Origin of the sequence: Citrobacter sp. BDA59-3 (assembly GCF_015167655.1) — a bacterium.
GTDB classification, from domain to species: Bacteria; Pseudomonadota; Gammaproteobacteria; order Enterobacterales; family Enterobacteriaceae; genus Phytobacter; species Phytobacter diazotrophicus.
Genome location: NZ_CP063427.1, coordinates 1,017,843 through 1,044,390, shown reverse-complemented (window position 1 = coordinate 1,044,390; position 26,548 = coordinate 1,017,843). Strand labels below are relative to the sequence as shown.

Here is a 26,548-nt window from a genome sequence, read left to right as displayed (position 1 = left end):
TCTGTTCTGGTTGTATGAGTTTTTCCAAATTGTCGATATATAATTTCAGGAGATTCAAATGACCGATTACAGCGGCGAGGCATTGCCTGCAGCCAAAAAGAAAATGCAGATCAAACCCATTGTTCAGGTGGGTGCCGGAAACGCCCTCGAAATATATGACTTTATGGTCTATGGCTATTATGCGCGTTATATTTCGCAGGCTTATTTTCCGTCTGATAATGAATACGTGTCATTAATGCTCACCCTGATGACATTCGCTTTAGGCTTCTTCGCCCGTCCGTTCGGGGCCATTATTCTGGGGGCTTACACCGATCGTCATGGCCGTCGAAAAGGGTTAATTATGGCCCTGACCCTGATGTCCATCGGTATTTTGTGCGTCGCCATGACACCGACCTATGCCGCCATTGGTATCGCCGCACCGATCATCGTCATTCTTGGTCGCTTGCTACAAGGTTTCTCGGCCGGCGCGGAACTGGGTGGCGTGGTTGTGTATCTGGCAGAGATATCGCCGCCGAACCGGCGTGCGTTCTATACCTGCTGGCAGGTGGGCTCTCAGCAGTTTGCGGTCATGGCAGCGTCTATTATCGGCCTGGTGCTGCTCTACAACATGTCCACCGAAGATCTGCACGACTGGGGCTGGCGCGTTCCGTTGTTGATTGGCTGCGCGGTTATCCCGCTGATGTTCTGGCTGCGTTCAAATCTGCAAGAGACGGAAGTTTTCGCGAAGAAGAAAACCACACCGACCGTAAAAGAGATTTGCACAAGCCTGGTGACCGGCTGGCGCACCATTGTGGTCTGCATGGGGATGGTGGCGATGGCAACCGTCACCGCGCAAACAGTCACCACTTATGCCCCCACCTTTATCAAAAGCCTGAACCTCGGTGAGAACGTTGGCTTTATCACGCTGTTCTTTGTTGGCCTGTCGATCCTGTTCTGGCTGCCGATCACGGCGATGATCGCTGACCGGGTCAACAGAAAAACGATGCTTATCGTGGTGACGCTAACCGGTGCGCTCACCGCATGGCCGATGCTCTCCTGGCTGGCAGCCGACCCGACGGTGTTTAAATTTGTCGTTTTTGAACTGTGGTTCTCTTTTATGTATGCCTGCTACAGCTCCGTTCAGGTTGCCGCGATGGTCGAACTGGTACCGGCACATGCCCGTACGGCGGGTTACTCTTTTGCTCAGGCGGTTGCCGCCGCCGTACTGGGTGGCCTGACGCCGGCAATTTGTACCTGGCTTAACCACACCTTTAACAGTAATGCGATGGTGGGTGTCTGGCTTGGATTTAACGCCGTATTAAGTTTGCTGGCCGTATTAACCCTCGACCATAAACAAACAGCCATTAATCAGACCAAAGAATTACATTAATTAATTGCTGACCAAACAGCAGTACATCGATTAAGTTGGTGTACTGCTGAAAATAAACTGGAAAAGGTAACGTATGAAAATTGTTATTTTAGATGGTGGCGTACTTAATCCTGGCGATCTGTCGTGGGATGCGCTTTCGCAACTGGGAGAAATATCCGTTTATGACAACTCGGCCCCGGAAGAAGTGGTGGAACGAATTGGCGATGCGGAAATAGCGATTATCAACAAAGTCGTATTAAGCGAAAAAGAATTTAGCCAGTGTCCTAAGCTGAAATTTATTGGCGTTACGGCGACCGGTTATAACGTTATTGACCTCGCAGCGGCAAAAGCCCACGGCGTGACGGTCTCCAATGTCCCGTCATACGGCACCTCTACCGTCGCACAATTTACAACTGCGCTGATGCTGGAACTCTGTAACCAGGTTGGTCTGCACGACAGCGATGTCCACGCCGGTGGTTGGGGGAAAAAACCGGATTTCTGCTACTGGCTGAAACCGATGCTCGAAGTGGCGGGCAAAAACGTGGGTATTATCGGCTATGGCCGTATTGGTCAGGCGTTCGGCGCCGTGGCGCAGGCGCTGGGTATGAATGTACTGGCTTATGACGAATACCAGAACAAAGCGCTGGAAAACGACCGCGTCCGCTATGTCGATCTCGATACCCTTTACGCCGAAGCCGATGTGATTAGCCTGCACTGCTTACTGACGCCCAAAACACAGGGCATGATCAACGCACAATCCCTGCGCAAAATGAAGAGATCCGCCCTGCTGCTTAACGCCTCGCGCGGCGATCTGGTTAACGAAGCTGACCTTGCCGATGCGCTCAATAACGGCGTGATTGCCGGTGCCGCTGTCGATGTCCTCTCCAAAGAACCGCCGGTGCCTGAAAACCCAATGTTAACGGCGAAGAATTGCATTATTACCCCACACATTGCCTGGGCCTCGGTTGAAGCGCGCGGACGCATTCTGGCGACCACCGTTGATAACGTCAAAGCGTATCTGGCCGGACAACCGCAAAACCGCGTTGGTGACTGATATCACCCTACAAATCAAAGAGATAACTAGAGCAAGAACAATGGAAAACAACATTATCAAAGCGGCAGACTTGCTGCGCCAGGCCTGGGATAACAACGAAGCGGGCGATCCGATTCGCGAGCTGGTCGACAGTGAAAACCTGACGACTGCGTACATGATTCAGGATTACAACGACAAAATCTGGCAGGCGCAGGGCCGCCGTCTGGTCGGGCGTAAACTGGGTTTAACCAACAAAGCCGTGCAGAAGCAGTTCGGTATTTCAGACCCCTGTTACGGCAATATCTACGCCGACATGGTGCTGATCGACGGTGCGGAAATCACTAAACCGGTCGTCAGCGATCTGCGCGTGGAAACCGAGATTGCCGTCGTCCTGAAAAAAGACCTGACGCAAACCGAACACACCATTCTCGACATCATCGACGCCGTCGATTACCTCCTTCCGGCGTTTGAAATCTGCGACAGCCGCGTCACCGGCTGGAACGTGAAGTCCTGTGATTTTATTGCAGACAACGCCGCCGCATGTCTGGTGGTACTGGGTACCAGGCCGGTCTCCCTCTCCGACTGCGACATCACACGCAGCGAAATGGTCACCAGGCGCGCGGGTGAAGTGGTCTCACAGGGCAAAGCGACCGCCATTCTCGGCCACCCGCTACATGCGCTGAAATGGCTGGCGGATGACCTGGTGCGTATCGGTAAACCGCTGCGCGCCGGGGAGTTTGTTATCACCGGCGCTATCGGTCCGGCGGTATCCGCCAGACCGGGGGATGCGTTTGATGCAGAAATCACTGGCGTGGGGCTCATCAGCACCCGCTTTGCCGACTAAGGAAGTCTTGCAGGCTTAAAGGAGCCGTTATGGAACTGCAAAAAAATCATTTCAAGCATGCCATTAAAAACAACAGCGTACAGCTCGGTCTCTGGACTCAACTGGGCAGTTATATCGCCGCTGAGATCCTCTCCGGCTGCGGTTATGACTTTATTGGACTGGATGCGGAACATGGCCCGAGTGAATACATCGAAATTTACTCGCAGTTGCAGGCCTGCGCGGCTGGCGGACCGACTCAGCCCATCGTACGCATCCCCAACCACGATATTTCGCTGATTAAGCGTTATCTGGATGCGGGGGTAAATACCCTGATGGTGCCGCAGGTAGATACCGTCGAACAGGCAAAAGCGCTGGTCTCCGCCGTGCGTTATCCACCTCATGGCGTGCGCGGCTACTGTGGCGCGCCGCGTGCCTCCGGCTTTGGGCGGATAAAAAACTACGCCACCACCTGCGAGGAAGAAATTTGTCTCATCGTGATGCCGGAAACCACCCTCGCGCTGGAAAATATCGAGGCGATGGCGGCCATTGATGGCGTTGACGCCTTCTTTATCGGCCCCGGCGATCTCGCGGCCAGCCTCGGCTACATTGGTCAGCCGATGCACCCTGAGGTCATTAAAGTGATTGAAGAGACCGGCCGACGTATCAAAGCGGCTGGAAAAGCCGTCGGCATTCTCTGTACGGATGAAGCGCAAACCCGCCGTTATATCGAGCTGGGTTTCCAGATGATTGCCATTGGTTCTGACCAGGGGCTGTTGACCAAAGGCGCGGAGCAACTGCTGGCGAAATTCAGATAGTTTCCCGAAGTACTTGTTTTGGTGTTTCTTTTCCGGATGCGCGCGGCAGCCTCATCCGGTTTTTTCTTTTAGCGACGGGGGCGAATCACTTTTGTGGAGTCGCCGGTCACCAGTTGCGGGGTAAAGATCTGGCTATCGGTGGAAGCGTAAAAGGCCTCCGGAGCAAGCGTCTGCTCCTGATTCATCAGGCGATCAATGATGGCAACACAGGCGTCAGCAATCTGTTTTTCCGGCAGCGAAATATAGGTCAGTTTCATCTCCAGCAGGCTGGCCCAGGAGACATCGCCATAAGCCACCAGCGAAAGGTCGTCCGGGATACGGATATTTTTCTCTTTCGCGGCCAGTAAGATGCTCATGGCATAACGTGGGCTACCGAGCACCAGGGCGGTAGGCGGCACCTCTGCGGCCATCACGCGCCTGAAAGCCTCACCGCCAAACTCGGCCTGCGGCGGACCGACATGAATAAGCGCCTGGAGCGCCGTCTGTTCTGCCGGGGTGAAACATTGCAGAAAGCCCTGTAAACGTTCATAGCCAGTGCTCAACTCTTCGGAGGAACCAATATAACCGATACGCTGGTGGCCCAGTTCTCGCAGATGTTTTACCGCCAGCGAAATGCCGTGGCGATCGTCTATGGCGATAACCGGCGCCTGCAGGCTGCGATGTTTGCGCAGTAGCTGGACGGCATTCGTACGGGTAATCAGCTCTTGCGTTTCTGCAAGGGGGTTGGCGGTTGGGGCGAAAATAATGCCGTCCACACGGGCGGTCATTAAGCGCAACAGCGCGGCATGTTCCATCTCCGGCTTGTCGCTGGTAATGCCCAGCATCATCTGCCAGGAGCGCTCGGCGGCGACATGCGCGATGGCATTGGTGACGGTAATAAAAAAATCGTTCTGAATATCCGGGATCACCAGACCAAATGCGCCGGTACTGGCATTACGCAGCGCGCGCGCGGCGCTATTGGGAATATAACCATACTCTCTGGCAGCCTGTAGCACACTGTCTTTGGTGGCCTGGCTAATGGCGGGATGATCGTTTAAAGCACGTGATACCGTGGTATGAGATAAGCCCAATATTGCAGCCAATTTTTTTATTGTCACTGCATCACCTTAATGTCGTCCTGGCGCGGATTTCCCGTCATCAATTCAGAAAGCCGGAGATTAAATTATAATCCCTACAGTTTTTCGCTGTGAAAATGCATCAAGAATATTGTGCATAAGCCATAATAACAGATTCTTATATCTGGCACTATCGTTTTACCATACTAACATCTGCCTGAATTAATTAGACATAGTGCAAACTTATAAATATTTTAACTTGCCTTAAGAATCGTTTTCTTATTAAGAAAAAATTAAGGATTATTATTATTGATAATGAAAAATGATATTTAATCCCCCGAAACGCCCCCTTCCCTGTGCGCCTCTCCTGCCCGTCGTACCGATCTTTTACAAGAACAAACGAGACATTCCTCACACTTTTAGATGACAGGCTATGCTGTTAGGGAGGACAAATTTCATTCTAAGGAGACGCCAATGACCAACCGGCAACCGCTTTTCCCACGCCGCCAGACGCATCCCGTTGCAGACGAGCACGCTGTTTTAAACTGGGCGCAAAACGCCACGCTGGCACAGGAACGCGCGGTTATCACGCCAGAAACCGAAGCGCAGTTGCAGCAGGCGATTGCCAGTTGTCAGGGGCGGGTACGCATCATGGGCAGTCGCATGTCTCCGGGCAGGATGCTCGCGATAACCCAGCCGCAGGATATCCTGATTGATCTCTCCCGTCTGCGAGGCCTGCTGGCGGTGAGCGACGATAGCGTCACCTTTGCCGGTGGTACTCCGCTGCATGAGGTTTATGAAGTGCTGACCGCCATGAACCGTATGCTCCACGCCTCGCCGGGGGTGATTGCCTCGCAGACGCTGGCGGGCGCGATCTCGACCGGCACGCACGGTCAGGGTATGCAGCAAAGCTCGCTGGCGGATGAGGCGCTTGCTATCCGGCTTATTGATGCAGCGGGCCAGATTCATACGCTGTATGACCAGCATCCCTGGTTTGCGGCGGCACAGTTGGGGCTGGGAACGCTGGGCGCCATCAGCGCCGTTACGCTACGCACGCGTCCTTACACGCAGTTTACCTGTTTTAAAAGCGCGCATAGTGCCGATACGCTCGAAGAAGATCTGGTGGCCTGGAATCAGCAATGGACATTCAGCAAGGCCTGGTGGTTTGTAGATGAAAACAAAGTCCACGCCTGGAATGCCCGTGAAGCGCATGACGATGAGCGTCAGGCCTGGCGGGATAACCATGGTGACCTGCTGACGCTGGAAGAGACCAGTGATCAGATGAATGTCGCGGTGGAAAACACCCTGCAAAATATGCGCAACGACACCCGTATCGTGGATGAAAACGGTAAGCCGTTTCGTACTGTGACGCGCTTTAAAGATTTCTCCGACGTGATTGGCGATGTCTATCAGGTCTTCTGTCGCGGCATCGCCACGCCGCAGATCAATATTGAGATTGGCGTACCGATGGACCGCGCCCCCGCGCTTATCACGCGGATCCGCGAGTGGCACACCCGTGAACAACCTCATATGCACTACCCGATCATTTTGCGCTGTACCGGGCCATCGGGTGCCTGGATGAGCCCATCCTGGCAGCAGCCCACCTGTTTCTTCGGTTTTGTGGTCTATTACGCCGAGGATGGTTCACTCTCCGAAGAGGGGCTGGCCTTTTTGCGCGCGGTGGAGACGCTTTTGGCAAGCGAGGGTGGGAAGCCCCACTGGGGGAAATATTTCGATGCCAGCCTGTATGACTGGCCCGCGCTTTACCCACAGTTACCTGCTTTCAAGGAGGTGCGCCAGGCGCTCGATCCGCAGGGTAAATTCCTCAATGACTTTATGGCGGAGCTGTTCTCATGAGCGCCGCATTCGCCTGGGTGACGTTGCTCACTCAGCCCGGCTACGTACCGGGCGTGGAGGCATTGCGCCACTCGCTGCAAAAAAGCGGTTCACCGTGGCCGCTGGTGGTGATGGTGACGCCTGGTATTGAGGCCGCGACACGCAGGTCGTTGAGCGATGCCGGATGTGTGGTTCGGGAGGTGCCGATTCTTGGCCCCGATCCCGCGCTGGCACACCGCTACGCTAATGCCCGTTTTGCCGAGGTGTGGAGCAAACTGGCGGTATGGACACTTGAGGAGTATCAGCGCGTGGCGTTTCTCGACGCCGATATGCTGGTGGTACAGAACATGGATGAAGTGTTCGAGTTACCGCTACAGGCGGGCTTTATTGCCGCCTGCCACGCGTGCCGCTGTAATCCCAACCGTATCGCCAGCTACCCGGAAAGCTGGCAGCCTGAAAACTGCTATTACAGTTGGTGTGAAGATCCGCAGATGACGGCGCATCCACCGGCGACTCTGGATAACTATCTTAATGGCGGTTTTCTGCTGTTGACGCCGGATAAAGATGTGTACGACAGGATGGTGACGCAACTGGCCGCCATGGCGGATATCTCCGATTACGTGTTTGCCGAGCAGGATTTTCTCAACGATGTTTTCCGCGATCGCTGGGTGCCGCTGCACTATGGTTATAACGCGTTAAAGACGCTGGCGTTGCAGCACCCGAAGATGTGGGATTTCAGCCGGGTGAAGAATGTGCATTACATCATTGATAAACCCTGGGAGAAGTTCCCCGAGCCGGACGATAAGTGGTACGCGTTGCACCGCCTGTGGTGGGAGTTTTATCCGCATTAGGGGGGGTGTGTGGTCTGCTCCCCTCACCAGAGCACATTCAGGAAAAATCCCCGGTGGCGCTGCGCTTACCGGGGCTACAAATCGTAGCCCGGATAAGGCGTTTGCGCCGCATCCGGGAAAACGTTACCCCACCATCTCGAGGTAAATGCTGCGCAACAGCTTCGTTATCTCGCCAGGCTTACCGTCGCCGATTTGTTGGCCGTCCACACTCACCACCGACCAGACAAAGGTGGTGGCGGAACTGATAAACACTTCGCTCGCCTGGCGTGCCTCTTGCGGCGTAAATAACCGCTCTTCAAAGGTGATGCCGTGCTCCTCACCCAGACGGAACAACGCCTTACGGGTAATGCCGTGCAAAATATTATTGCTCAACGGCCGCGTAACGATGGTTTTATCCGCCGTCACGATATAACAGTTACAAGAGCTGCCTTCGGTAATAAAGCCATCTTCCACCAAAAACGCATCATCCGCGCCGTTGGCCTCGGCCCAGGCTTTTGCCAGACACGGCGCCAGCAACTGCACGGTTTTAATATCCCGCCGCTGCCAGCGAATATCCGGGCAGGTCACCACACGGATGCCCTTACTGGCAGCAGGATGGTCCACAACCGCACGCGCCTGGGTAAACAACACCAGCGTGGTCGGCGTCTGCGCCGATGGAAAATGAAAATCGCGATCGCCACTGTTACCGCGCGTCAGTTGCAGATAGATCCCTCCTTCCGTGAGCCCATTCTCTGCGATCAGGCGTTGATGAATCTCGCGCAGATCGTCTTGCGAAAGCGTCAGAGGTAAGCCCAGCTCACGACAAGATCGCGCGAGCCGCGCAACATGGCCGGCAAAGTCCACCAGCTTGCCGTTCACCACCGCCGTAACTTCATACACTGCGTCGGCAAATAAAAAACCACGATCAAAAACGGAAATTTTGGCCTCTTCTTCCGGCACATACTCCCCGTTGAGGTACACCGTGCGTGACATGTCCATCTCCTTACATCATTACGCCACTAACCCCATAACGCCGGGGTCGGGGGAAAAAGTTCACTGCCGTCGTAACGCAACCCGTCTTCACGATCTTCGGCGAGCAATAGCGGCCCGTCGAGATCGACCACGCTCGCCTGCTGCGCCACCACCACAGCGGGCGCCATCGATAACGATGTGCTGACCATGCAACCCACCATGATCTGCAGGCCAAGGCGCATGGCCTCTTCCCGCACGCGTAGCGCCTCGGTTAATCCGCCGGTTTTATCCAGCTTGATATTCACCATCTCGTAGCACCCGGCAATAGCGCCAAGCGAGCCAAGATCGTGGCAGGATTCATCGGCACACAGCGGCACCGGATGCGGCAACTGAGCCAGCACCGCATCTTTGCCTGCCGGGAGCGGCTGCTCAATAAGCGTGACGCCAAGGCGCGCCAGTTCGGGAGCCTGACGCAGATAGATCGTCTCATCCCAGCCTTCGTTGGCATCCACAATCAGTCTGGCCTGCGGCGCCCCTTCCCGCACGGCGCTGACCCGGGCAATGTCCTCATCATCGGCAAGCTTGAGTTTAAGCAGCGGACGCCAGGCGTTTTCCTGCGCCATCTGCTGCATGCGCGCCGGGGTATCAAGGGATAAGGTGTACGCGGTATGCAAACTGTGTGGTGCGGGCAATGCGGCCCGCTGCCAGACACTCTGCCCGGACGACTTACACTCCAGATCCCAGAACGCGCAGTCCAGCGCATTACGCGCCGCCCCCGCAGGCAGCGCGCTTTGCAACTGCATACGCGTCATACCCGCCGCCAGCGCGGGGCGCAGACGCTCGATTTGTGCCATGACGCTCTCAACCGATTCGCCATAACGCGCATAAGGCAGACATTCGCCGCGTCCGGTAAATCCCTGCAACTGGAGGGTGACACTCACCACATCGGCCACGGTTCGACTCCCCCTGGCGATGGTGAACGCATGGCGCAATGGCCAGCGTTCATGGGCGATGGTCAGTTCCATTACAGTGCCGCCAGCGTATCAACAATCGCGCCAACGCCCTGACGGAACGGATCCACAACCGGCAGTCCGTGACGTGCTTCCAGTTCAGCCATCAGCGCCCGCGCATCAGCATCGCTCAGGGCGGAAGTATTCAAAGAGATCCCCACGAAACGGGCATCCGGGTTGGTCAGTTGCGCCATTTTCAGGTTCAGCGCCATACAGTCAGCGATGTCCGGAATCGGATAATCCACGCCGCGCATATGGGTGCGGGTCGGTTCGTGACACAACACCAGCGCATCCGGCTGCGCGCCATGAATCAGGCCAGTCGTCACGCCCGCGAAAGAGGGATGAAACAGTGACCCCTGCCCTTCAATAATATCCCAGTGATCGGCCTCGTTCGCCGGGGCGAGCGTTTCCACCGCGCCGGAGACAAAATCGGAGACCACCGCGTCAACGCTCACGCCCGCCCCGCTAATCAGAATGCCGGTTTGCCCGGTGGCGCGAAATGTGGCTTTGCCGCCGCGCGCCAGGATCTCTTTTTCAATAGCCAGCGCGGTATACATTTTGCCGCAAGAGCAGTCAGTGCCCACCGGCAGTACGCGTTTACCGCTGCGTTTGCGCCCGCTGGCAACCGGGTATTGCTGCGTCGGATGGCGAACATCAAACAGATTGCGACCCAGCCGGTCGGCCAGCGCTTTTAACTCAGGAACATCGGCCAGTTTATTATGCAGGCCTGCCGCTAAATCCATTCCCTTTTCCAGCGCCGCGCTCAGTACTGAAATCCACTCTTTTGAAATAATACCGCCACGGTTAGCCACACCCACCACCAGTGTTTTTGCCCCCGCCTTAACCGCAGCATCAATATCCATATCCGTTAATTGGCAATCGGCATGGCAATTCGCCATACGGTACTGACCCACGCAATATTCCGGGTGCCATTGTTTAATCCCATCGGCAACTTTTGCTGCCAGTTGGTCATGCGCATCACCAAGAAAAAGCAGATAGGGCTTTTGGATATTCATTATTTATCCCCCTCAGGATAAGACTGAAAAATAAATTAACGCAGAAATAACATTTCTAAAAAAAATTAAATAAAGGCTGACTATTTATGCAGAATAACAAGGGTTTTATTATTGTCAACTGTCGCCATTGCAGGCTTTATTTACCATGTTTATTGCAAATAAGCAGTGTTTTATTCTGATAAAAGAAATCCAGAAAACACTTGTGAAAATATTAATCTTTAAATCCCCCCCCTCCCATCAGCCAGGCAATAAAAATATTTATCATAATGTGATCTCATCACTATTCACGCACCAATAAAGCGCAATGCACTATTTTAGCGATCCAAAACAGTGCTATTACGCACGATAAATCTATAAGAAGAATGGATGAGAAAAATCCAATTAATGGATGTAAGGTGAATCCGTTATTGATGGAAATTGTCGCCAGAAATATCTCTGGAAAATCAAAATGCCTGGCCATTAATTAATATTCCTTTCTTCCGGCTTTCGTTTCTAACGGAAATATCAGGCTCGCGCTTACGGAAGAAGTCAGTACGACATGCAGCGCATTCCAGACGACGCGACCGCGTGGTGCCAGGCGCATCAGTATTCAGTGTTACGCGGTATTTGATGCTTCAACATTCACAATTAACTGACGGACGGTGAGGTAACAATGAAGAGTTTTTGTGGGAAAGTCTCTTTAATGGCAGTACTGATTTCCGGCCTGGCTGGGGCGCACAGCGCACTGGCGGCAGAGATTAAAATCGGTGTGGTATTACCCCTGAGCGGGCCGCTCAGCGGATATGGTCAACCTTCACAGAAAGGCCTGGAACTGATTCAGAGCATCACCCCGACCCTGAAAAACGGCGACACCGTCAAGCTTATCGTCATTGACGATAAAAGTGACAAAGTTGAAGCCGCGAACGCCATGCAGCGCCTGGTCTCCAGCGACAAAGTCGACGCGGTGATCGGTGAAGTCACCTCCGGTAACACGCTGGCAATGGTCAAAATTGCCGACGACAGCAAAACTCCGCTGGTCTCCTCTACCGCAACCAACGACCGCGTCACCCGTAACCACCCGTATGTCAGCCGCGTCTGTTTCTCCGACAGCTTCCAGGGCGTAGTGGGTGCCAATCTGGCCTCACGCGATCTGAATGCGAAAACGGCGGCTATCGTCTTTGACAGCAGCAACGACTACTCCGTTGGCCTGGCCAAAGCCTTCCGCGCCCAGTTCCTGAAAAATGGCGGCACCATTCCTATTGAAGTCCAGGCACCTGCGGGCAGCAAAGACTTTAAAGCGCAGCTTTCCAGCGTGAAAGCCAAAAACGTCGACATGATCTACATGCCGATCTACTACACCGAAGGCGCACTGATTGCCGTGCAGGCAAAACAGTTAGGCTTAAACAAACCGGTTGTTGGCGGCGATGGTCTGGCGGCGGATCCGGTGTTCTTTGATGTGGGCAAAGATGCGGTGAACGGGTACATGACCACCGACTACTACTCACCGAACGCCAAAGAGCAGACTCCGGCAGGCGAAACCTTTATTAAAGGCTGGGAAGAGAAATTCAAATCGCCAACCCATACCTGGGGCGCAATGGCAGCCGATGCCTATAACGTGATCGTCAACGCGATGAACCAGTGTAGCGATCCGCACGATCGCGTCTGCGTTAACGAGAAAATCCGCGCGACCAAAGACTTCCAGGGTGTAACCGGTACGTTGACTCTGAAAGACGGCGACGCCATTCGTAGCGCGGTGATTAACGAAGTGAAAGATGGTCAACTGGCATTCAAAACTGTGGTGAATCCGTAAGCAGTAATAAGAGGTTATTAAACGAGATGGATGGCACCATTTTTCTCCAGCAGGTCGTCAATGGCATGAGTCTGGGCGGCATGTACGCCCTGATCGCCATTGGCTATACCATGGTGTATGGGGTCCTGCGCCTGATCAACTTCGCGCATGCGGATGTCATGATGGTCGGCGCATTTGCGACCCTGTTTCTTTTTTCTTCCATTGGGCTGCCCTTCTGGGTAGCCATTTTACTGACACTCGGGCTTTGCGGCCTGTTGGGAATGTTTATCGACCGGGTGGCTTATCGCCCCCTGCGCCAGGCATCAAAAATCTCCATGCTGATCACCGCCATTGGCGTCAGCTTCTTCCTGGAAAACTTGTTTAACGTCCTCTTCGGCGGCAGCTCGCGTTTCTTTTCTGCGCCGGACTGGTTCAACAACACCCTGACTTTTGGTCACATCATCATCACTAACGTGGCGTGGGTCGTGCCGCTGATCACCGTGCTTCTGCTGCTGGCGATCCTCTGGCTGCTCTACCGCACCCGCTACGGGATGGCGATCCGCGCGGTGGCGTTTGACGTCAATACCGTGCGCCTGATGGGTATTGATGCGAACCGCATTATCTCGCTGGTGTTCGCCCTGGGCAGCAGTCTCGCCGCGCTGGGCGGTGTCTTTTACTCCATCAGCTACCCGACTATCGATCCGTTGATGGGTGTACTGATTGGCCTGAAAGCGTTTGCCGCCGCCGTGCTCGGTGGCATTGGTAGCGTCACCGGCGCGGTGCTGGGCGGGTTTATTCTTGGCTTCACCGAAGTGGTCGCTGTCGCGCTGTACCCCGAACTGGGGGGTTACAAAGACGCCTTCGCCTTTATGTTTTTGATTCTGGTCTTGTTGTTCCGCCCGGTGGGCATTATGGGTGACGAACGTCTGGAAAGGAGCCGCTTCTAATGTTTAACGCTTCAACCACTCTCGGCGCTCAGGGGCGTAACCTGGTCATTATTGTTCTCGCCATTGCGCTGCTGGCCGGGATGAATCTGGTTTTCAACGATTACATTATTCGGGTAGTCAGCACCGTATTTGTCTTTATGATCCTGGCGGTGAGCTACAACCTGATTAACGGCGTCACCGGACAGTTGTCACTGGAGCCCAACGGATTTGTCGCCGTGGGTGCCTATGTTACCGCGCTGTTTATTCTCTCTGGCGAGAGCAAAATCGAGATGTTCGAGATGGCCGCGCCCAGCCCGTTTATCCTGATGTTACACACCAGTTTCTTACCGGCGCTGTTGATAAGCGGACTATGCGCCGCTTTCCTGGCGGTCTGCCTGGCGTTCCCTGTGTTTCGCGTACGCGGCGACTATCTGGCGATTGTGACCCTGGGTTTTGGCTTTATTATCAAGATTCTCGCTATTAATAACCCGCAGATCACCAACGGCGCCATTGGGCTTAATGATATTCCTCAGCAGCCCCATCTGCTGTTCTGGTGCGGGCTGTTCGCCCTGGCGGCATCGGGGATGATCCTGCAACTGGTGTGGTCGAAGTATGGCCGCATGATGAAGGCGATCCGCGATGACGAAGACGCCGCCATCGCCATGGGGGTGAATACCTTTCGTATCAAAACCTGTGCCTTTGCCACCAGCGCCTTTTTCGAAGGCATTGGCGGTGGGTTGCTGGCCTCGCTGCTGACCACCATCGCGCCGGGATTGTTCGACTTTATGCTGACCTTCCAGTTGTTGATCATTATCGTGCTCGGCGGTCTGGGCAGCACCACGGGCGCACTGCTCGGCACCATCGTGGTTGTGGGCAGCGGCGAATGGCTGCGTTTCCTCGACCAGCCGCTGTCGCTGTTCGGCCACGATCTGGGCTCTTATCCGGGGCTGCGTATGGTGGTGTTCTCACTGCTGCTGCTGATCATTATGTTATTCGCCCGTGAAGGTCTGTTGGGCAAAAAAGAAGTGTGGCAAGTCCGCTTCGGGAGACGCCGTCATGATGTCAAATAACGCGATTCTCGAAGTGCAGGAGGTCGTCATGCAGTTCGGCGGCCTGCGGGCGATTGATAATGTCAGTTTTCACGTTGATGAAGCCGAAATCTTTGGCCTGATTGGCCCCAACGGCGCCGGGAAAACTACCCTGTTTAACGTCATCACGGCCAACTACAAGCCGACCAGCGGCAACGTGCTACTGGCGGGCAAATCGGTCAAGGGCTTAAAACCAAACAAGGTGGTGAACGCAGGGATTGCCCGCACCTTCCAGAACATCCGTCTGTTTAACTCGATGACCGTACTGGAAAATGTGATGGTCGGGCTGGATCACAGCAGCCACTATTCACTGCTGGAAGCCGCGCTGCACATTGGCCGCTATTTCCCTGCCGAACGTGCCGCCCGGGCAAAGGCGATGGCGCTACTGGACTATATCGGTATCGCCGAATACGCCAACATGCAGGCCACCAATCTGAGCTATGGCAACCAGCGCAAAGTGGAGATTGCCCGCGCGCTGGCGACCGGGCCAAAACTGCTGTTGCTGGATGAGCCCGCCGCCGGGATGAACCCCAAAGAGACAGAAGATCTGGCAAGCCTGATTTTCCGTATGCGTAAGGATTACCAGCTCAGCGTGTTGTTAATTGAGCATGATATGCCGTTCGTGAACGCCCTGTGTGAACGCGTCATGGTGCTGGAATATGGCAAACCGTTATTCAGCGGACTGATGGCCGACGCAATTCAACATCCGGAGGTGATCTCCGCCTACCTGGGGGACGTAAATTATGCTTAGCGCCCGTGAACTGAAAGTGTTTTATGGCGTTATTCAGGGGCTGAAAGGCATTGATATTGAGATTAACGACCGGGAAATTGTGACCCTGATTGGCAGCAACGGCGCGGGGAAAACCTCGACGCTAAACGGTATCGTCAATATGGTGCGCTCCAGCGGAACGGTCAATTTTCTCAATGAGGATATCTCCCGCAGTCAGACGCACCACATCGTCCGTAAAGGGCTGGCGCTGGTACCGGAAGGGCGAAAAATTTTCACCAACCTGACCATCGAAGAGAACCTTCGCATGGGGGCGTATAACAATCTGGCGAATTTCACCCGTCTGCGCGACAGAATGTACAGCCTCTTTCCGCGCCTGAAAGAGCGCCGTAAACAGATGGCAGGCACGATGAGCGGCGGTGAGCAGCAGATGCTCGCCATCGCCCGCGCCTTGATGAGCGAGCCGGTGTTATTGATGCTTGATGAGCCGAGCCTGGGCCTTGCGCCAAAAGTGGTGGGTGAGTTATTTGCCACCATTCGCCAGTTGCGTGAGGAGAACATCACCATCTTGTTGGTGGAGCAAAACGCCACGGCGGCCCTGCGGATTGCCGACCGGGCCTATGTGCTGGAAAACGGCAAGATTGTGCTTTCCGGCGAGGCAAAGGACGTGCTCGCAAACCCGGAAGTGAAAAAGATGTATCTGGGGGGATAAACCTGGTGCCCGGATGATGGCGCAACGCCTTGTCCGGGCTACCTCGCCACGATCACGGGTCTATATAACCTTACCTTTCAGCGGTGATTGCTGCGGCCATCCCGCGCAAAAAACCCTCAGTTTTCCGCATGATGAGTCGAAATATTAGTAGTTTTCCCTCCGGGAAATAGAACGTATATTGACGCAAATTCATTCATCTTGTTGTCGATACTATGCCCGTTCAATTTTCATCTTTACCCGTGACCTTAGGCGTCACCGGACACCGCGATGTGCAGGATACAGAGCAGCTTCTCACCCTGCTGGAGAGTGAAATCAGCGCGATTCAGGCCCGCTATCCTCATTCACCGGTCATGGCGCTCTCTTCGCTGGCTGAAGGGGCGGACCGCCTGTTTGCCCGTGTGATCATGGAAAAAAGATTACCGCTGCATGTGGTGTTGCCTTTTGCCAAAGAAGAGTACGAGCGTGACTTCACCGACACGGTGACGGAATTTCGCGAACTCTACGATTACGCGCAAAAGACCGGCGGTATCTACTGCATCGACACGGTGATCCCCGGTTCTGAATCGATGATTTCCCTGGATCAAAACCCGCAGGGCTCTCTCTACCGCGACCTGCAATATGCCAGAGCGGGTATGTACCTGGCGCAGCGTTGTCATATTCTTTTCGCGCTGTGGGATGGCGAAAAAGCCAGGGGCTTAGGGGGCACCGCGCAGGTGGTTAACTTCCGCCGCGAAGGGCGCATTCAGGAGCACGACCTGGCCGCGCTGAATGCCAGACTGCCCGGCATCAAGCGCTATCTGGGTCAATCCAACCTGCTGGACGTACCGGACACCGGCCTGGTGTGCCATATTCACGTGCGCCGTAAAGCGGGAACCTATGCTAACGGCGCCACCTCCCCTTCTGTCTCCTGGTATCCGCCGCTGCCGCTCAAAGGCCAGCCGGAGACGCCATCGATCCACGGCGAAGAGTCCTGGTATCGCAGCCTTGAGCGCCTCGATACGCTGAATGCGCGTATCACCAAAGAAGATGAGGCGAACGCCAGCCTCGGCGCATCGCATCTCTGTCACGCCGCTTTCGCCCATATCGACAGACTGGCGAATAAACAGATGAAAGATATGCGTAAGGTATACAACGTTATCTTTGGGTTGGCGGCCATCATGGCCCTGGTGGGCAACCGGGTGCCGGGTGATGGCGAGCACTGGGTTATCACCTCGCTGAGCCTGTCGCTGCTCCTGCTGGTACTGCTTTCCGTCGCGCTCAGCCGCGTCCACAGTTCTCGCGCCAACCGCAATGCCACCGAACTGCGTGCGCTGGCGGAGGGGCTGCGTGTGCAGAACGTCTGGCGTCAGGCCGGGATTGCGCGCGCCGTTTCGCTGCATTATCTGCGCCGCAGCCACGACAATATCGCCTGGGTGCGCCGGGCAATGCTGGCTGCGAGTATTTACCCGCAAAGCGAAGCCAGTACGCTGAAAACGGCGATTAACGCAGTGAAAGAGAGCTGGGTGCGCGATCAGAAAAATTACTTCGAAAAAAACGTCCATAAAAAAGAGCGCAAGCACCACCTCGCAAAACGCATGGCTTTCGGGCTGTTTATCTGCGGTATCGCCATCACATCTGTGGTGCTGGCCTCCAGCCTGTGGGGGCTTACCGATGAGCACCTGGCGCATACACTCCATTTCTGGAATATGGTGGGCGAGCACCTGGCGGAGTTTTTGATCGCCTGCGCCGCACTCTGCGCCGCTTACGCGAAATTTCTTGGCTATGAAGAGGATATCGCCGACTACGAACGGTCTGCGGTGCTGTTCTCTACTGCGCTGGCGAAAATGGAAGCCCATTCGCCGACGCCGGATACCGAAGACTTGCAGGAAATCTTGTATGCGCTCGGTATCGAAACCCTACAGGAAAATGCACGCTGGGTGGCGCGCACCACCGGACGTGATGTGGAAATTATTGGCGGCTAACACATTTTAGGCGAAGGAATGGCACGATGACTCAGGCAACCACGCAGCGCGAAATCCGGGTATTTCTCTCCTCCACGTTTCGGGATATGGACGCCGAACGCCACTATCTGGTGACCCGCGTCTTCCCGGAGATCCGCCAGATCTGCTATCAGCGGATGATCAATTTCAGCGAAATCGATCTGCGCTGGGGAATCACCGAAGAGGCGGCCCACAATGGCCGCACGGTGCAAATCTGTCTTGAAGAGATTGAACGCTGCCGGTCGCTTGGCATTCCTCCTTTCTTTATCGGTTTCCTTGGCGAGCGCTACGGCTGGGTGCCGCAGGCTGACGATCTGGCCGCCTACTGGCAGCAATCACCGGACCAGCGCTACGCCGGGCTGATCCGGGACGCACTGAAAAAAAATATCAGCGTCACGGAGCTGGAAATTCGCTTTGCGTTTCTGGCGCCCCCGCCGGATGTCGCCCCCCTCTCTTCTGCCAGCACGCCACGTGTGCAGATGTTTTTACGCGATCCGGCCCTCACTGCCACCATGGCAAGCGCTAACGCACCGCAGGATGTCTGGTTTGATCGTCTGCCTGATGGCACGCCGGACAGCACGCGCACAGCACAACTGGCTTCCCTGAAACAACGGCTGCGTCAGCATTTTCCGCAGACTATCGCTATCGACGGCTATGACAGCGTGGAACAATTCGGCGAGGCGGTAAGGGCTTACCTGCTCAGCGCCATCGATACGCTGTATCCGGCGGAAAAGATGCCCAATCGCTGGCAACAGCGCACCCATGAACACGCGCAGTTCGCCGCCGTGCGTCGCCGGGCCTATGTGCCGCTTACGGCATTTCGCCAGCAGATAATCAGCGAGCTTAACCAGGGCTGGATGGCCATTTCCCCGGAACCCTGGCTGATTACCGCCCCGTCGGGGATGGGTAAAAGCGCCTTTTTAGCCGACCTGGAAAGCACGCTGCGGGAGAAAAACCGGCAGGCGCCGATGCCGTGGGACGACGATTATGTGCCGCTTGAAATTAGCGAGCTCCTGAGCCAGGACGATAACTATCGTGTATTCAGCCACTATATTGGCGCGGATGGCGACACGACGCTCGACAACTGGCGTAACCGGCTGTTCTGGTTTTTGGCCGAAGAGGGAGATAGCACAGAGCCCGCCTCCGATGACCATCACGCCTGGCAGCAGGTGATGGAAAGAGTTCAACGCTTCCGTCAGCGCGAGAATGCGACGCTGGTTCTGATTCTGGATGCCATCAATCAGTTTGATAAACCTGAGCTTGCGATTCACCGCCTGCAACAGCTTGAATGGCCTTCACGCGTGCTGCTGGTCTTTTCCGCCACGCCCGAGGTGCAGTCATTCCTTGAGCAGCAAAAAATCACCTGGAAATGCCGATCGCTCCCGGCGCTGACGCAGGAAGAGCGCGAAGCGCTTTGCCAGGCAAGCCTGAGCCTGGTCAGCAAGTCCTTGTCCGGGGAGCTGACCGGGCAGCTTATCAGCGCGCCCGTCTGCGACAATCCGCTGTTTATGCGCCTGGTATTAGAAGAGCTTTGCCTGCATGCCCGACACGAAGCGCTGCCGGAGAGACTGAGTGCGCTGCTGGCCTGTGCCGGGCCTGGCGCGTTGTTTACCTCCGTATTAGCGGCGTCTGACCGTGATTTTTCCCCGAAACTGGCGACCCGCGCCGCCTGCGCCATTGCGGCCTCTCGTCGCGGGCTGACCCATGGCGAACTGTCCCGCATTCTGGCGATTTACCCCTCGCTGAAAGTCCCGGATAGCGAGTTAGTGCCGCTGCTGGCACGGCTTGCCCCATATTGCCAGAACAGTGATGGTCGCCTGCGGTTACTGCATAACACGCTCTATCAGGCGCTACAGGACAATGATGAAATGGAAAGCTGCCGGGAACGTATTCTCGGGCAGACCCAGGACAGCAGCGGCTTTGCGCTGGCGGAACGCACCTGGCAGTGGCTGTCGCTGGGTGAGATCGATCCGGTCATACGCGAACTCTCTGAGGTGATGGCGGTGATCCGTTTGCACGAGGTGGATCCGGCCCTGTTACACACCGTCTGGCAGTTTAGTGGTATTTACGATGGGCGGCGTCTTGACCCCCGGTTTGAACAGACATTTGCGTGGACCGCCCCGGACCCGGCGGTGCTGCAAAACCACCTGCCTGTCGCGCTCTCCATCTTCACCTGGTTACGTCAGAGCCGGGCGGAAAAGGCGGCGACACGGTGGGCAGAGATGATTAAACCTGCCGTAGAGGACGATAAAACGCCGCCGGGGCTGAAAGCGCACTTTTACAATACGCTCGCGGTACTGGCGCAAAAAACCGCTAACCCGGCACTGGCAAAAGAGGCCATGGATCAGGTGCTGGAAAATCTGTTTAACCCCGGTGAAGCCGGCATGAAAATGCTGGCCGTAACCATGTCTAACATGGCGCAGCAACTCAATGCGGCGGGTAAGAGTGAACAGGCGCTGGAACTTTACCAGAAGGCAAAAGTCGCGGCCCTGCAACCGCCGCGGGCCCCTGCCGTTCTGGCCAACATTATTATGCAAATCGCGCAGATTAAGGCCCAAAGCGGCAACACCGCCGGGACGGAACAGCATCTGCAGGAAGCGGTTGCACTCATCGAACAGATGCCGCCAACACCGCAGCGGCAAATTATGCTGTCATCGTTTTATCAGGAACTCGCCACCGTTTATCTGGTGGAAAAAAACTTTGCCCGCGCCGTCGGGCTCTATGACCGCGCCATTGCCGCGGTAGAAACAATTTACAGCAGCGACGCAACCGAGATACGCAAACTCGAGGAAAGTCGCGATCTGTTTTACCGCCTGGCCGGCGAGCACGGCCAGACAGAGTAAGCCCGCTTAGTGAACAAGCTTATTCCAGGCACTGCGTAGCTTTTCGCCCACGCTACGCTTTGCCTCTGTTTGCGCGCTCGCAGGTTCCGCCGGAGATTCATCTGTCATGGATACCGGCTCCGCTGGTGTTCCAGGTTGTGCCGCTGTTGACCATGTTGAGACGTCGACTTTTAGGGATGTCTGCCATGACGCGGTCGCCATACTGACAGGTGTCTGCCCCCATTGTTCCTTGCGCCCCGTTTTGTCCAGCACGCCTCTTGCCACCAGCCATTGAAACAGCGCATTTTTTTCCGGGGATGCTTCAAGCCACCGCGGCTCCACCATGGTAAAGAGCGTGCGGTACAAGGTTTCCGCAGCCGCATACTCGGCCAGAAAATAATGCATTTCTGCTGCCTCCGCCACGGACTGCACCTTAAGCTCAACGTCACCATGGTCATGCTCAACACGAAGCGACATAATTTGCAGCAGCAATGCTTTCGCTTCCTGATATTTCTGCTGTGCTTTGTAAGTACAGGCCAGATTACGCATAACCTTGAGCCTGCCAGCATTCTCCGGTGCGAGCTTCCCCTCCTGTACAGCGAGCCATTTCGCCCAGCAGGCGGCCGCCTCATCCAGACGATCCTGGCCCAGGTAGAGCATGCCGAGGTCATCAAGTAACCGTAACATCACCGGGCTATCAGGCCGACTCAGTTCAGACTGCGTGGTCAGCATCGCTTCATACAGCGGGATCGCCTTTTCATGGCGATCGTCTTCCATATAGAGGTTTGCCAGCGATTGTCGGGCAAATAGCAGCTCCGCCTGATTATCCGGCAGATGCTCAAGCAAAGGGATGGCTTCGCGCAGTTGCGATGCGGCGTCTTCAAGGCGCCCCATGGAATGGTATAACTCCGCCATATAGAACAGCCCGGCAACGAAGTCAGGATGGCCCGGCGATAACGATTTACGCCGGATGTCCATCATCTGCGTAAACAGCGGTTCGGCGTTATCGGCGTCGCCCTGGCGATAATAGAGTTCTCCCAAATCGTTCAGGCTTGTGGCGATATCGGGATGTTCCGGCGGCAAAACCGCCTTACGCAAGGCCAGCACTTCAAGCAAAACAGGTTCGGCTTCGTCGTAACGCATAAGCTCCATATAGAGCCCGCCAAGGCTGCGCTTTAAGCCAATGAGATGGGGATTGTCGCGGGCCTGCAGACGCGTTCTCACCGCCAGCGATTTACGCAGTAAAGACTCCGCCTGCTCATATTCTTCCAGTTGTTGATAACACTCCCCCAGACTCTGAGCGAGGTTGGCAAAATGGATGCTGTTTTCGTTGCTCACGGCTTGCAGTGCTTCGCGCAACAGCGGCTCTGCTTTTTCCGGCTGGCCCAGTGCGCCGTAAATTCCGGCCAGGTTATTCAGCACAACGCCAATATCCGGGTGCCCTGCGGGCAACATCTTGCGCATCATTGCCAGCGCATCATGCAGCAGCGGTTCCGCTTTGTCATACTGCCCAAGCAGGCGATAGAAAAGCGCCAGGCTATTGATCGTCCCCATGGTGTTGATCACGTTAACGGGCGTTGCTTTGCGTACCAGAACAGCCGCCAGTTCACTCCAGCGCACACCAATCTGCCAGAATCCGCGTTGCAAAAACCAGGCGCTTACCGCGTTCATTGTGGGCGTAAACACCACCTCAGGGCGCCAGACATTCCAGTTTTCCACCAGCGCATGTAATAACAGCGAAAGGGAGCTTCGCCCGGCGCCAAGTGAGAGCATCGCCTGCGAGGCCAGCTCCGGGTAGCTTTGCTGTAACGCGCAAAAGGCGTCGACATGCCCGAGGGTCTCCACCAGTTGCTCATAATTTTCCAGCGCCATCCACTGGTATGTGCGTTCGGCCACCGAAAACGCATCCCGTTGATTAAACCGGGCCACCAGCGCCCGCCGGGACGGGGACATTAACGGCGACAGCGCGGTCAGCGTTTGGGTAAAGATGGTATGGGTGATACGCAACCTGCCGTCTTCGTTCAGGCAAAACGGCGCGATACGCGCCAGCAAGCGCAGCAAGGTCTGGTCGGCCATTTTCAGGCCTGACTGGTGTAAATGCGGTGCCAGCAGGACGGCTAAATCACTGTGTGATACCCCTGCGCGGGAAGCGGCAATCAGCGTCGTCGCATGGCTGGCAAGGGAGTATCCCTCAGCGCGAAAATCCCGGTCGGTTTCATTTAACAGCGCCAGGAACAGTTGCCCCGCATCATCATAAGTGAGCAATGCGCTCACCCGTGCCGCCAGGGAGTCGTGATCCGCATGCAGTCGTAACTCTTCCATCACCAGACGCAAAAACAGCGCGTTACCGCAGGCGGGCGCGGCAACCAGTTGCCCGACTAACGTCTCCGACAGCTTTTTACTGTACTGGCGCAAAAACAACGTTATGGCCTCGCGGCGATGCGCTTCGGTCAGTTCCGGGAAAGCCAATGTCTGCCACGTGTCCGGTAGCGGTTCCGTTGAGGTCACCACCAGCAATGTGCCCGGTAAGAAGCGCAGGCCATTGAGGCGGCGCATCCCCGCCTCCTGAGGGGAGAACTGGTTAATGGCATCCAGCAGCAGAATGATGGGCTTGCCCATCTGCACCTGGGCGGCGCTCACGAGTTCCGCAAACGCCGCCCAGCGCGCGTCATCTTCGGTGGGAACGTCAAGCGTGGCGGGCAGATAAGGGGTAAGCACCTGTAGCACCCGCTCACGCCAGCTTTCCGGCGTGTTATCGCCGTCCGCGCCAACGAAATGGGCGATTACCAACGCCGTGTTAAAGGTTTCAGAGGCCACCAGGTCGGCCATAAACGCACTTTTCCCCCGCCCGGAATCGCCGACCAGCGCCAGACGGTTCAGGGGATCGCGCGCCTGGTCTCCATCCGGGAGCATGGCAGCAAGCCGGTCCTGTGCCCATGTCTCAATCTGCTGTTTAAAAGCGGGCAACGGCACATAGTTCTCGCGCCGGGAAAGCGCATAGCATTGTTGCGCATGTAACCTGAGTTGCCGCTCATTCGGCACCTCATCAAGGGGAAAGTGGGTATTCAGTTCGGCAGTTAAGAAATCGAGGATCTGCTGACCAAACTCGCTGATCGCCTGGTAGCCATCAACACCGATGCACTCCGCGTGCGTCTCTCTGATTGCCCTTTTCAGGGCCGCAAGCTTGTCGCGGGCAGCTTCTGTGCTTTCATAGAACGTGACCGACTCTTTCCCGGCAAGAGAAGCCGTTAAATCCGGATGGCGAAAATAGAGCTGGACCCGCTGCCTGCTGACCCCCTGCGCATCGTCCATAAACCCAAAGCGCATCTCCAGCTCGGTAACGCTGATACCTTCCGCCAGCGCCGCTTCGATACGTCGGGCATAGGGGTTTTCATCCTGCGCCGCCTGGTGCCAGTAATTTTCCAGCTCGTGACGCTGTGGTACCCAACCGTAACGTTCGCCGATAAAACCAATAAAAAACGGCGAAATACCCAGCGCGCGGCAGCGGGCAATCTCTTCGAGGCAGATTTGCACCGTCTGGCCGTTGTGCGCATCCTCTTCGGTAATCCCCCAGCGCAGGTCAATCTCGCTAAATACCACCTGGCGTTCAAGGCACTGCTGTCGAAACAGGGGAAAAACGCGGGTCAGTAATTCATGACGCTCGTTTTCCATATCCCGAAAGGTGGAAGACAAAAACAGGCGAATCTGGCGAGGCTGACTGGCTGACGTTGGCATTAGCGCTGTTCCAAGTGGTTGGTCGGTAAACATGTTTATCCGTAACGACGAATAAGGTTCCGGGCCTGAAGTTTCACCGAATCATCAACCCGTTCGGATGCCAGAATTTTCGCCAGCGTGGAGATGCCCAAACCCCGATACATATTGGCCACCCGCCACCGCGTCTCATCACCCACCGGATGATTTTGGGTACGCAGAACACCACGCGCATGTAAAAGGGAGCGTATTTTTGAATGCAGAGACAATAAAGCGATAGCGCTTAACGAGGATAAATCCTCTTCTGTGCAATCTGGCTTATCCATGTATTTCTCTGGCCCCTAATGTCATCGCTGTAAGAGGGGCTGTCAGCCTGGCATTTTGCCCTTTCTGACCGGGTTCGTCATCCCCCCAGAACTGGTCGAAACGCGTCTTCCTGAAAACAGGGATTGTTACCCGCACGCTGTTATCTGACAATGACAAAATATAAAGGCAGCCGCGCAGGGACAGCCGCAGATGAAAAAGTATTCTTACCCGTATTTGTTGACCCTCGCCATTGCCGTTGTGGCGGCGATTTTTGGCTTTTTCGCCTGGCGAAACATGATTTATCGCCCCACCTTCCTGTCCCATGCGGCGTTTCGATATATGGTGATGACCGCGCTTGCGATGACGGTGGTCCTCTGTTTTGCCCTACGAAAACGCTTTGCCGCCAATATCAGCACACGAACGGAATATCTCAAAGCCTGGTGCGGTGTGGCCCTGGGGATGGTGTTTGTTTTTTCCGCGCTCTTCACCACGCTTACCTGGCTGCTACCCGGCGTAGAATCGACCTATACTGCCCCTTATCGCTACAGCTCTGGCGGCTCACGAAGCTGCTCCGGGGCCAGCGTCTATGACAGCGATCTTGATGAAGAGATCCGCATCTGCGAGCCCTCCGGTAATCTCTTTTCAGATAGCACTCTGCGGGTAATAAAGCGGACCAACGCATTGGGCATGGTGGTGACAGACGCCACTACACTGCCCTGAGGCTCCGTCTGTCGGCCTGAGAAAGCATCAGACATATTTACCGTTAGTGACAAAATGGCAATGGGTAATGAAATATTGCGGGTTTCGGCGGAGCGCGACTGCGCGTAGCATTATGGCCTTCTCTGTGCCCCATGTCGGTGGCAGGGAAGCACGCAGGCTCGCCCTATTTTTCGACAACGTTATTCGATGTTACAGCGCAGGGAATGGAAGGATGTCACGTCTTTACCCCCCTGATAAAATCTCTCTCTGACACGTGGGAAAAACACAATGAAAAGCTGGCTTGTAGCGTTACTTAGCGCGGCACTGCTCTCTCCCCTGGCCGCATCGGCTGACAGCACTTACGTCTTCTTTCGTCACGGCGAGAAACCGGACAATAACAGCGGGCAACTCACCTGCAAAGGGTTAAACCGGGCGCTGAGTCTCCCCTCGGTGCTGCTCAAGCGCTACGGTACCCCGGACGCGCTGTATGCCTCAGCGCCGAAAGAGAAAAAAACCGGCAGCTCGCTGCGCCCGCTGACCACCATCACGCCACTGGCAATTCAGGTATCCAAACCGGTGGTGCTACGTTTCCATGCTGATAACACCAGCGAACTGGTTTCCGCACTGCTGGCTCAGCAAAACCAGCCGCTAACATTTATTTCCTGGGAGCACAAAAATCTGGTCACCGCCGCGAAAACGCTGATTACCCAGACGGGTGGCGATGCGTCGCAGGTGCCTTCATGGCCGTCGGCGGACTTTGATTCGATTTATGTGGTTCAGCTTGATGCACAGCAGCATTTTAAATCGTTTACCAGGGATACCGAAGGGCTGGATGGTGTCTCCAGCCAGTGTTCTGCCCCGGCGCAATAATCAGTGTGAAAGGAAATAGCGAGGAAAAGGATAACCTCGTTATTCCTTTTTAAAATGCTAATGTTTCTTTTATAGGAACAATAAAGTGCGATAAAAACGCGCGAAAGCAGAAGAGTAGTGCTATTAATAATTCTATTTAAAAACAAGAAGACAATTCGGGATACAACAGCGCATTATCTTTAAATCAGCGCATAAAAATGGC

General features: G+C 55.3%; 21 protein-coding genes. 15 read left to right on the top strand and 6 right to left on the bottom strand.

Annotated elements, in window-relative coordinates; translation table 11 throughout:
* Nucleotides 1–58 precede the first annotated feature (58 nt).
* From tcuC to IP582_RS04820, 4 genes are all read left to right on the top strand, one after another.
* A complete protein-coding gene (tcuC, locus tag IP582_RS04835) occupies nucleotides 59–1,369 on the top strand; it encodes a tricarballylate/proton symporter TcuC (RefSeq protein ID WP_193795232.1) in 1,311 nt (436 codons plus the stop codon).
* A gap of 73 nt (nucleotides 1,370–1,442) precedes the next feature.
* Nucleotides 1,443–2,402, top strand: coding sequence for a D-2-hydroxyacid dehydrogenase (locus IP582_RS04830; RefSeq protein WP_193795231.1), 960 nt, complete (start codon nucleotides 1,443–1,445; stop codon nucleotides 2,400–2,402).
* Nucleotides 2,347–3,225, top strand: a complete 879-nt coding sequence (locus tag IP582_RS04825; RefSeq protein WP_228007941.1) for a 2-keto-4-pentenoate hydratase — start codon at nucleotides 2,347–2,349, stop codon at nucleotides 3,223–3,225. The genes IP582_RS04830 and IP582_RS04825 overlap by 56 nt, the downstream gene beginning before the upstream one ends.
* A gap of 29 nt (nucleotides 3,226–3,254) precedes the next feature.
* Nucleotides 3,255–4,019, top strand: a complete 765-nt coding sequence (locus tag IP582_RS04820) for an HpcH/HpaI aldolase/citrate lyase family protein (protein WP_041852588.1) — start codon at nucleotides 3,255–3,257, stop codon at nucleotides 4,017–4,019.
* A gap of 68 nt (nucleotides 4,020–4,087) precedes the next feature.
* Here IP582_RS04820 and IP582_RS04815 read toward each other — a convergent pair whose 3' ends face one another.
* On the bottom strand, nucleotides 4,088–5,116 hold the full coding sequence (locus IP582_RS04815; RefSeq protein ID WP_193795230.1) for a LacI family DNA-binding transcriptional regulator: 1,029 nt from the start codon (nucleotides 5,114–5,116) through the stop codon (nucleotides 4,088–4,090).
* A 432-nt stretch (nucleotides 5,117–5,548) separates the two neighbouring features.
* Here IP582_RS04815 and IP582_RS04810 point away from each other — a divergent pair, with 432 nt between their 5' ends.
* Both IP582_RS04810 and IP582_RS04805 read left to right on the top strand, forming a co-directional pair.
* Nucleotides 5,549–6,931, top strand: a complete 1,383-nt coding sequence (locus IP582_RS04810) for a D-arabinono-1,4-lactone oxidase (protein WP_193795229.1) — start codon at nucleotides 5,549–5,551, stop codon at nucleotides 6,929–6,931.
* Nucleotides 6,928–7,761 carry a glycosyltransferase family 8 protein gene (locus tag IP582_RS04805; RefSeq protein WP_041852590.1) on the top strand — a complete coding sequence of 278 codons (834 nt, stop codon included), beginning with the start codon at nucleotides 6,928–6,930 and terminating at the stop codon, nucleotides 7,759–7,761. The genes IP582_RS04810 and IP582_RS04805 overlap by 4 nt, the downstream gene beginning before the upstream one ends.
* Nucleotides 7,762–7,884: 123 nt before the next feature.
* Here IP582_RS04805 and IP582_RS04800 read toward each other — a convergent pair whose 3' ends face one another.
* Genes IP582_RS04800 through dgcN form a run of 3 tightly spaced genes read right to left on the bottom strand, consistent with a single transcriptional unit; the run spans nucleotide 7,885 to nucleotide 10,738 of the window.
* Nucleotides 7,885–8,733: a D-amino-acid transaminase gene (locus IP582_RS04800; RefSeq protein WP_193795228.1), complete on the bottom strand. Its 849-nt coding sequence runs from the start codon at nucleotides 8,731–8,733 to the stop codon at nucleotides 7,885–7,887.
* A gap of 26 nt (nucleotides 8,734–8,759) precedes the next feature.
* Nucleotides 8,760–9,737 (bottom strand): N-acetyl-D-Glu racemase DgcA, encoded by a 978-nt coding sequence (dgcA, locus tag IP582_RS04795; RefSeq protein ID WP_193795227.1) that lies wholly within the window; start codon nucleotides 9,735–9,737, stop codon nucleotides 8,760–8,762.
* Entirely contained in the window at nucleotides 9,737–10,738 is a 1,002-nt protein-coding gene (dgcN, locus tag IP582_RS04790; protein ID WP_071195882.1) for an N-acetyltransferase DgcN, read from the bottom strand. Before dgcN ends, dgcA begins: the two co-directional genes overlap by 1 nt.
* A gap of 652 nt (nucleotides 10,739–11,390) precedes the next feature.
* Here dgcN and IP582_RS04785 point away from each other — a divergent pair.
* From IP582_RS04785 to IP582_RS04755, 7 genes are all read left to right on the top strand, one after another.
* Entirely contained in the window at nucleotides 11,391–12,527 is a 1,137-nt protein-coding gene (locus IP582_RS04785) for an ABC transporter substrate-binding protein (RefSeq protein WP_041852594.1), read from the top strand.
* Between the two features lie 26 nt (nucleotides 12,528–12,553).
* Nucleotides 12,554–13,453 (top strand): branched-chain amino acid ABC transporter permease, encoded by a 900-nt coding sequence (locus IP582_RS04780; protein ID WP_041852595.1) that lies wholly within the window; start codon nucleotides 12,554–12,556, stop codon nucleotides 13,451–13,453.
* Nucleotides 13,453–14,502, top strand: a complete 1,050-nt coding sequence (locus IP582_RS04775) for a branched-chain amino acid ABC transporter permease (protein WP_193795226.1) — start codon at nucleotides 13,453–13,455, stop codon at nucleotides 14,500–14,502. Before IP582_RS04780 ends, IP582_RS04775 begins: the two co-directional genes overlap by 1 nt.
* Nucleotides 14,489–15,271, top strand: a complete 783-nt coding sequence (locus tag IP582_RS04770) for an ABC transporter ATP-binding protein (RefSeq protein ID WP_193795225.1) — start codon at nucleotides 14,489–14,491, stop codon at nucleotides 15,269–15,271. Before IP582_RS04775 ends, IP582_RS04770 begins: the two co-directional genes overlap by 14 nt.
* Nucleotides 15,264–15,959: an ABC transporter ATP-binding protein gene (locus IP582_RS04765; RefSeq protein WP_041852598.1), complete on the top strand. Its 696-nt coding sequence runs from the start codon at nucleotides 15,264–15,266 to the stop codon at nucleotides 15,957–15,959. The genes IP582_RS04770 and IP582_RS04765 overlap by 8 nt, the downstream gene beginning before the upstream one ends.
* 212 nt (nucleotides 15,960–16,171) lie before the next feature.
* Nucleotides 16,172–17,920 carry a hypothetical protein gene (locus tag IP582_RS04760; RefSeq protein ID WP_193795224.1) on the top strand — a complete coding sequence of 583 codons (1,749 nt, stop codon included), beginning with the start codon at nucleotides 16,172–16,174 and terminating at the stop codon, nucleotides 17,918–17,920.
* Nucleotides 17,921–17,946: 26 nt separating this feature from the next.
* Complete coding sequence (locus IP582_RS04755; protein WP_193795223.1) at nucleotides 17,947–20,781, top strand: DUF4062 domain-containing protein; 2,835 nt, start codon at nucleotides 17,947–17,949, stop codon at nucleotides 20,779–20,781.
* 6 nt (nucleotides 20,782–20,787) lie between these two features.
* Here the strand turns inward: IP582_RS04755 and IP582_RS04750 are convergent, their stop codons facing one another.
* Nucleotides 20,788–24,495 (bottom strand): tetratricopeptide repeat protein, encoded by a 3,708-nt coding sequence (locus IP582_RS04750; RefSeq protein ID WP_193795222.1) that lies wholly within the window; start codon nucleotides 24,493–24,495, stop codon nucleotides 20,788–20,790.
* Between the two features lie 35 nt (nucleotides 24,496–24,530).
* On the bottom strand, nucleotides 24,531–24,797 hold the full coding sequence (locus IP582_RS04745; RefSeq protein ID WP_193795221.1) for a hypothetical protein: 267 nt from the start codon (nucleotides 24,795–24,797) through the stop codon (nucleotides 24,531–24,533).
* 190 nt (nucleotides 24,798–24,987) lie between these two features.
* Here IP582_RS04745 and IP582_RS04740 point away from each other — a divergent pair, with 190 nt between their 5' ends.
* Both IP582_RS04740 and IP582_RS04735 read left to right on the top strand, forming a co-directional pair.
* Entirely contained in the window at nucleotides 24,988–25,497 is a 510-nt protein-coding gene (locus tag IP582_RS04740) for a hypothetical protein (RefSeq protein ID WP_193795220.1), read from the top strand.
* Between the two features lie 267 nt (nucleotides 25,498–25,764).
* Nucleotides 25,765–26,346: a histidine phosphatase family protein gene (locus IP582_RS04735; protein WP_193795219.1), complete on the top strand. Its 582-nt coding sequence runs from the start codon at nucleotides 25,765–25,767 to the stop codon at nucleotides 26,344–26,346.
* Nucleotides 26,347–26,548: the final 202 nt, after the last annotated feature.

Excerpts from the sequence above, each read along its gene's own strand:
- tcuC (WP_193795232.1), top strand. The coding sequence starts at position 59 with ATGACCGATTACAGCGGCGAGGCATTGCCTGCAGCCAAAAAGAAAATG.
- IP582_RS04830 (WP_193795231.1), top strand. The coding sequence starts at position 1,443 with ATGAAAATTGTTATTTTAGATGGTGGCGTACTTAATCCTGGCGATCTG.
- IP582_RS04820 (WP_041852588.1), top strand. The coding sequence starts at position 3,255 with ATGGAACTGCAAAAAAATCATTTCAAGCATGCCATTAAAAACAACAGC.
- IP582_RS04810 (WP_193795229.1), top strand. The coding sequence starts at position 5,549 with ATGACCAACCGGCAACCGCTTTTCCCACGCCGCCAGACGCATCCCGTT.
- IP582_RS04805 (WP_041852590.1), top strand. The coding sequence starts at position 6,928 with ATGAGCGCCGCATTCGCCTGGGTGACGTTGCTCACTCAGCCCGGCTAC.
- IP582_RS04800 (WP_193795228.1), bottom strand. The coding sequence starts at position 8,733 with ATGTCACGCACGGTGTACCTCAACGGGGAGTATGTGCCGGAAGAAGAG.
- dgcA (WP_193795227.1), bottom strand. The coding sequence starts at position 9,737 with ATGGAACTGACCATCGCCCATGAACGCTGGCCATTGCGCCATGCGTTC.
- dgcN (WP_071195882.1), bottom strand. The coding sequence starts at position 10,738 with ATGAATATCCAAAAGCCCTATCTGCTTTTTCTTGGTGATGCGCATGAC.
- IP582_RS04785 (WP_041852594.1), top strand. The coding sequence starts at position 11,391 with ATGAAGAGTTTTTGTGGGAAAGTCTCTTTAATGGCAGTACTGATTTCC.
- IP582_RS04780 (WP_041852595.1), top strand. The coding sequence starts at position 12,554 with ATGGATGGCACCATTTTTCTCCAGCAGGTCGTCAATGGCATGAGTCTG.
- IP582_RS04775 (WP_193795226.1), top strand. The coding sequence starts at position 13,453 with ATGTTTAACGCTTCAACCACTCTCGGCGCTCAGGGGCGTAACCTGGTC.
- IP582_RS04770 (WP_193795225.1), top strand. The coding sequence starts at position 14,489 with ATGATGTCAAATAACGCGATTCTCGAAGTGCAGGAGGTCGTCATGCAG.
- IP582_RS04765 (WP_041852598.1), top strand. The coding sequence starts at position 15,264 with ATGCTTAGCGCCCGTGAACTGAAAGTGTTTTATGGCGTTATTCAGGGG.
- IP582_RS04760 (WP_193795224.1), top strand. The coding sequence starts at position 16,172 with ATGCCCGTTCAATTTTCATCTTTACCCGTGACCTTAGGCGTCACCGGA.
- IP582_RS04755 (WP_193795223.1), top strand. The coding sequence starts at position 17,947 with ATGACTCAGGCAACCACGCAGCGCGAAATCCGGGTATTTCTCTCCTCC.
- IP582_RS04750 (WP_193795222.1), bottom strand. The coding sequence starts at position 24,495 with ATGCCAACGTCAGCCAGTCAGCCTCGCCAGATTCGCCTGTTTTTGTCT.
- IP582_RS04745 (WP_193795221.1), bottom strand. The coding sequence starts at position 24,797 with ATGGATAAGCCAGATTGCACAGAAGAGGATTTATCCTCGTTAAGCGCT.
- IP582_RS04740 (WP_193795220.1), top strand. The coding sequence starts at position 24,988 with ATGAAAAAGTATTCTTACCCGTATTTGTTGACCCTCGCCATTGCCGTT.
- IP582_RS04735 (WP_193795219.1), top strand. The coding sequence starts at position 25,765 with ATGAAAAGCTGGCTTGTAGCGTTACTTAGCGCGGCACTGCTCTCTCCC.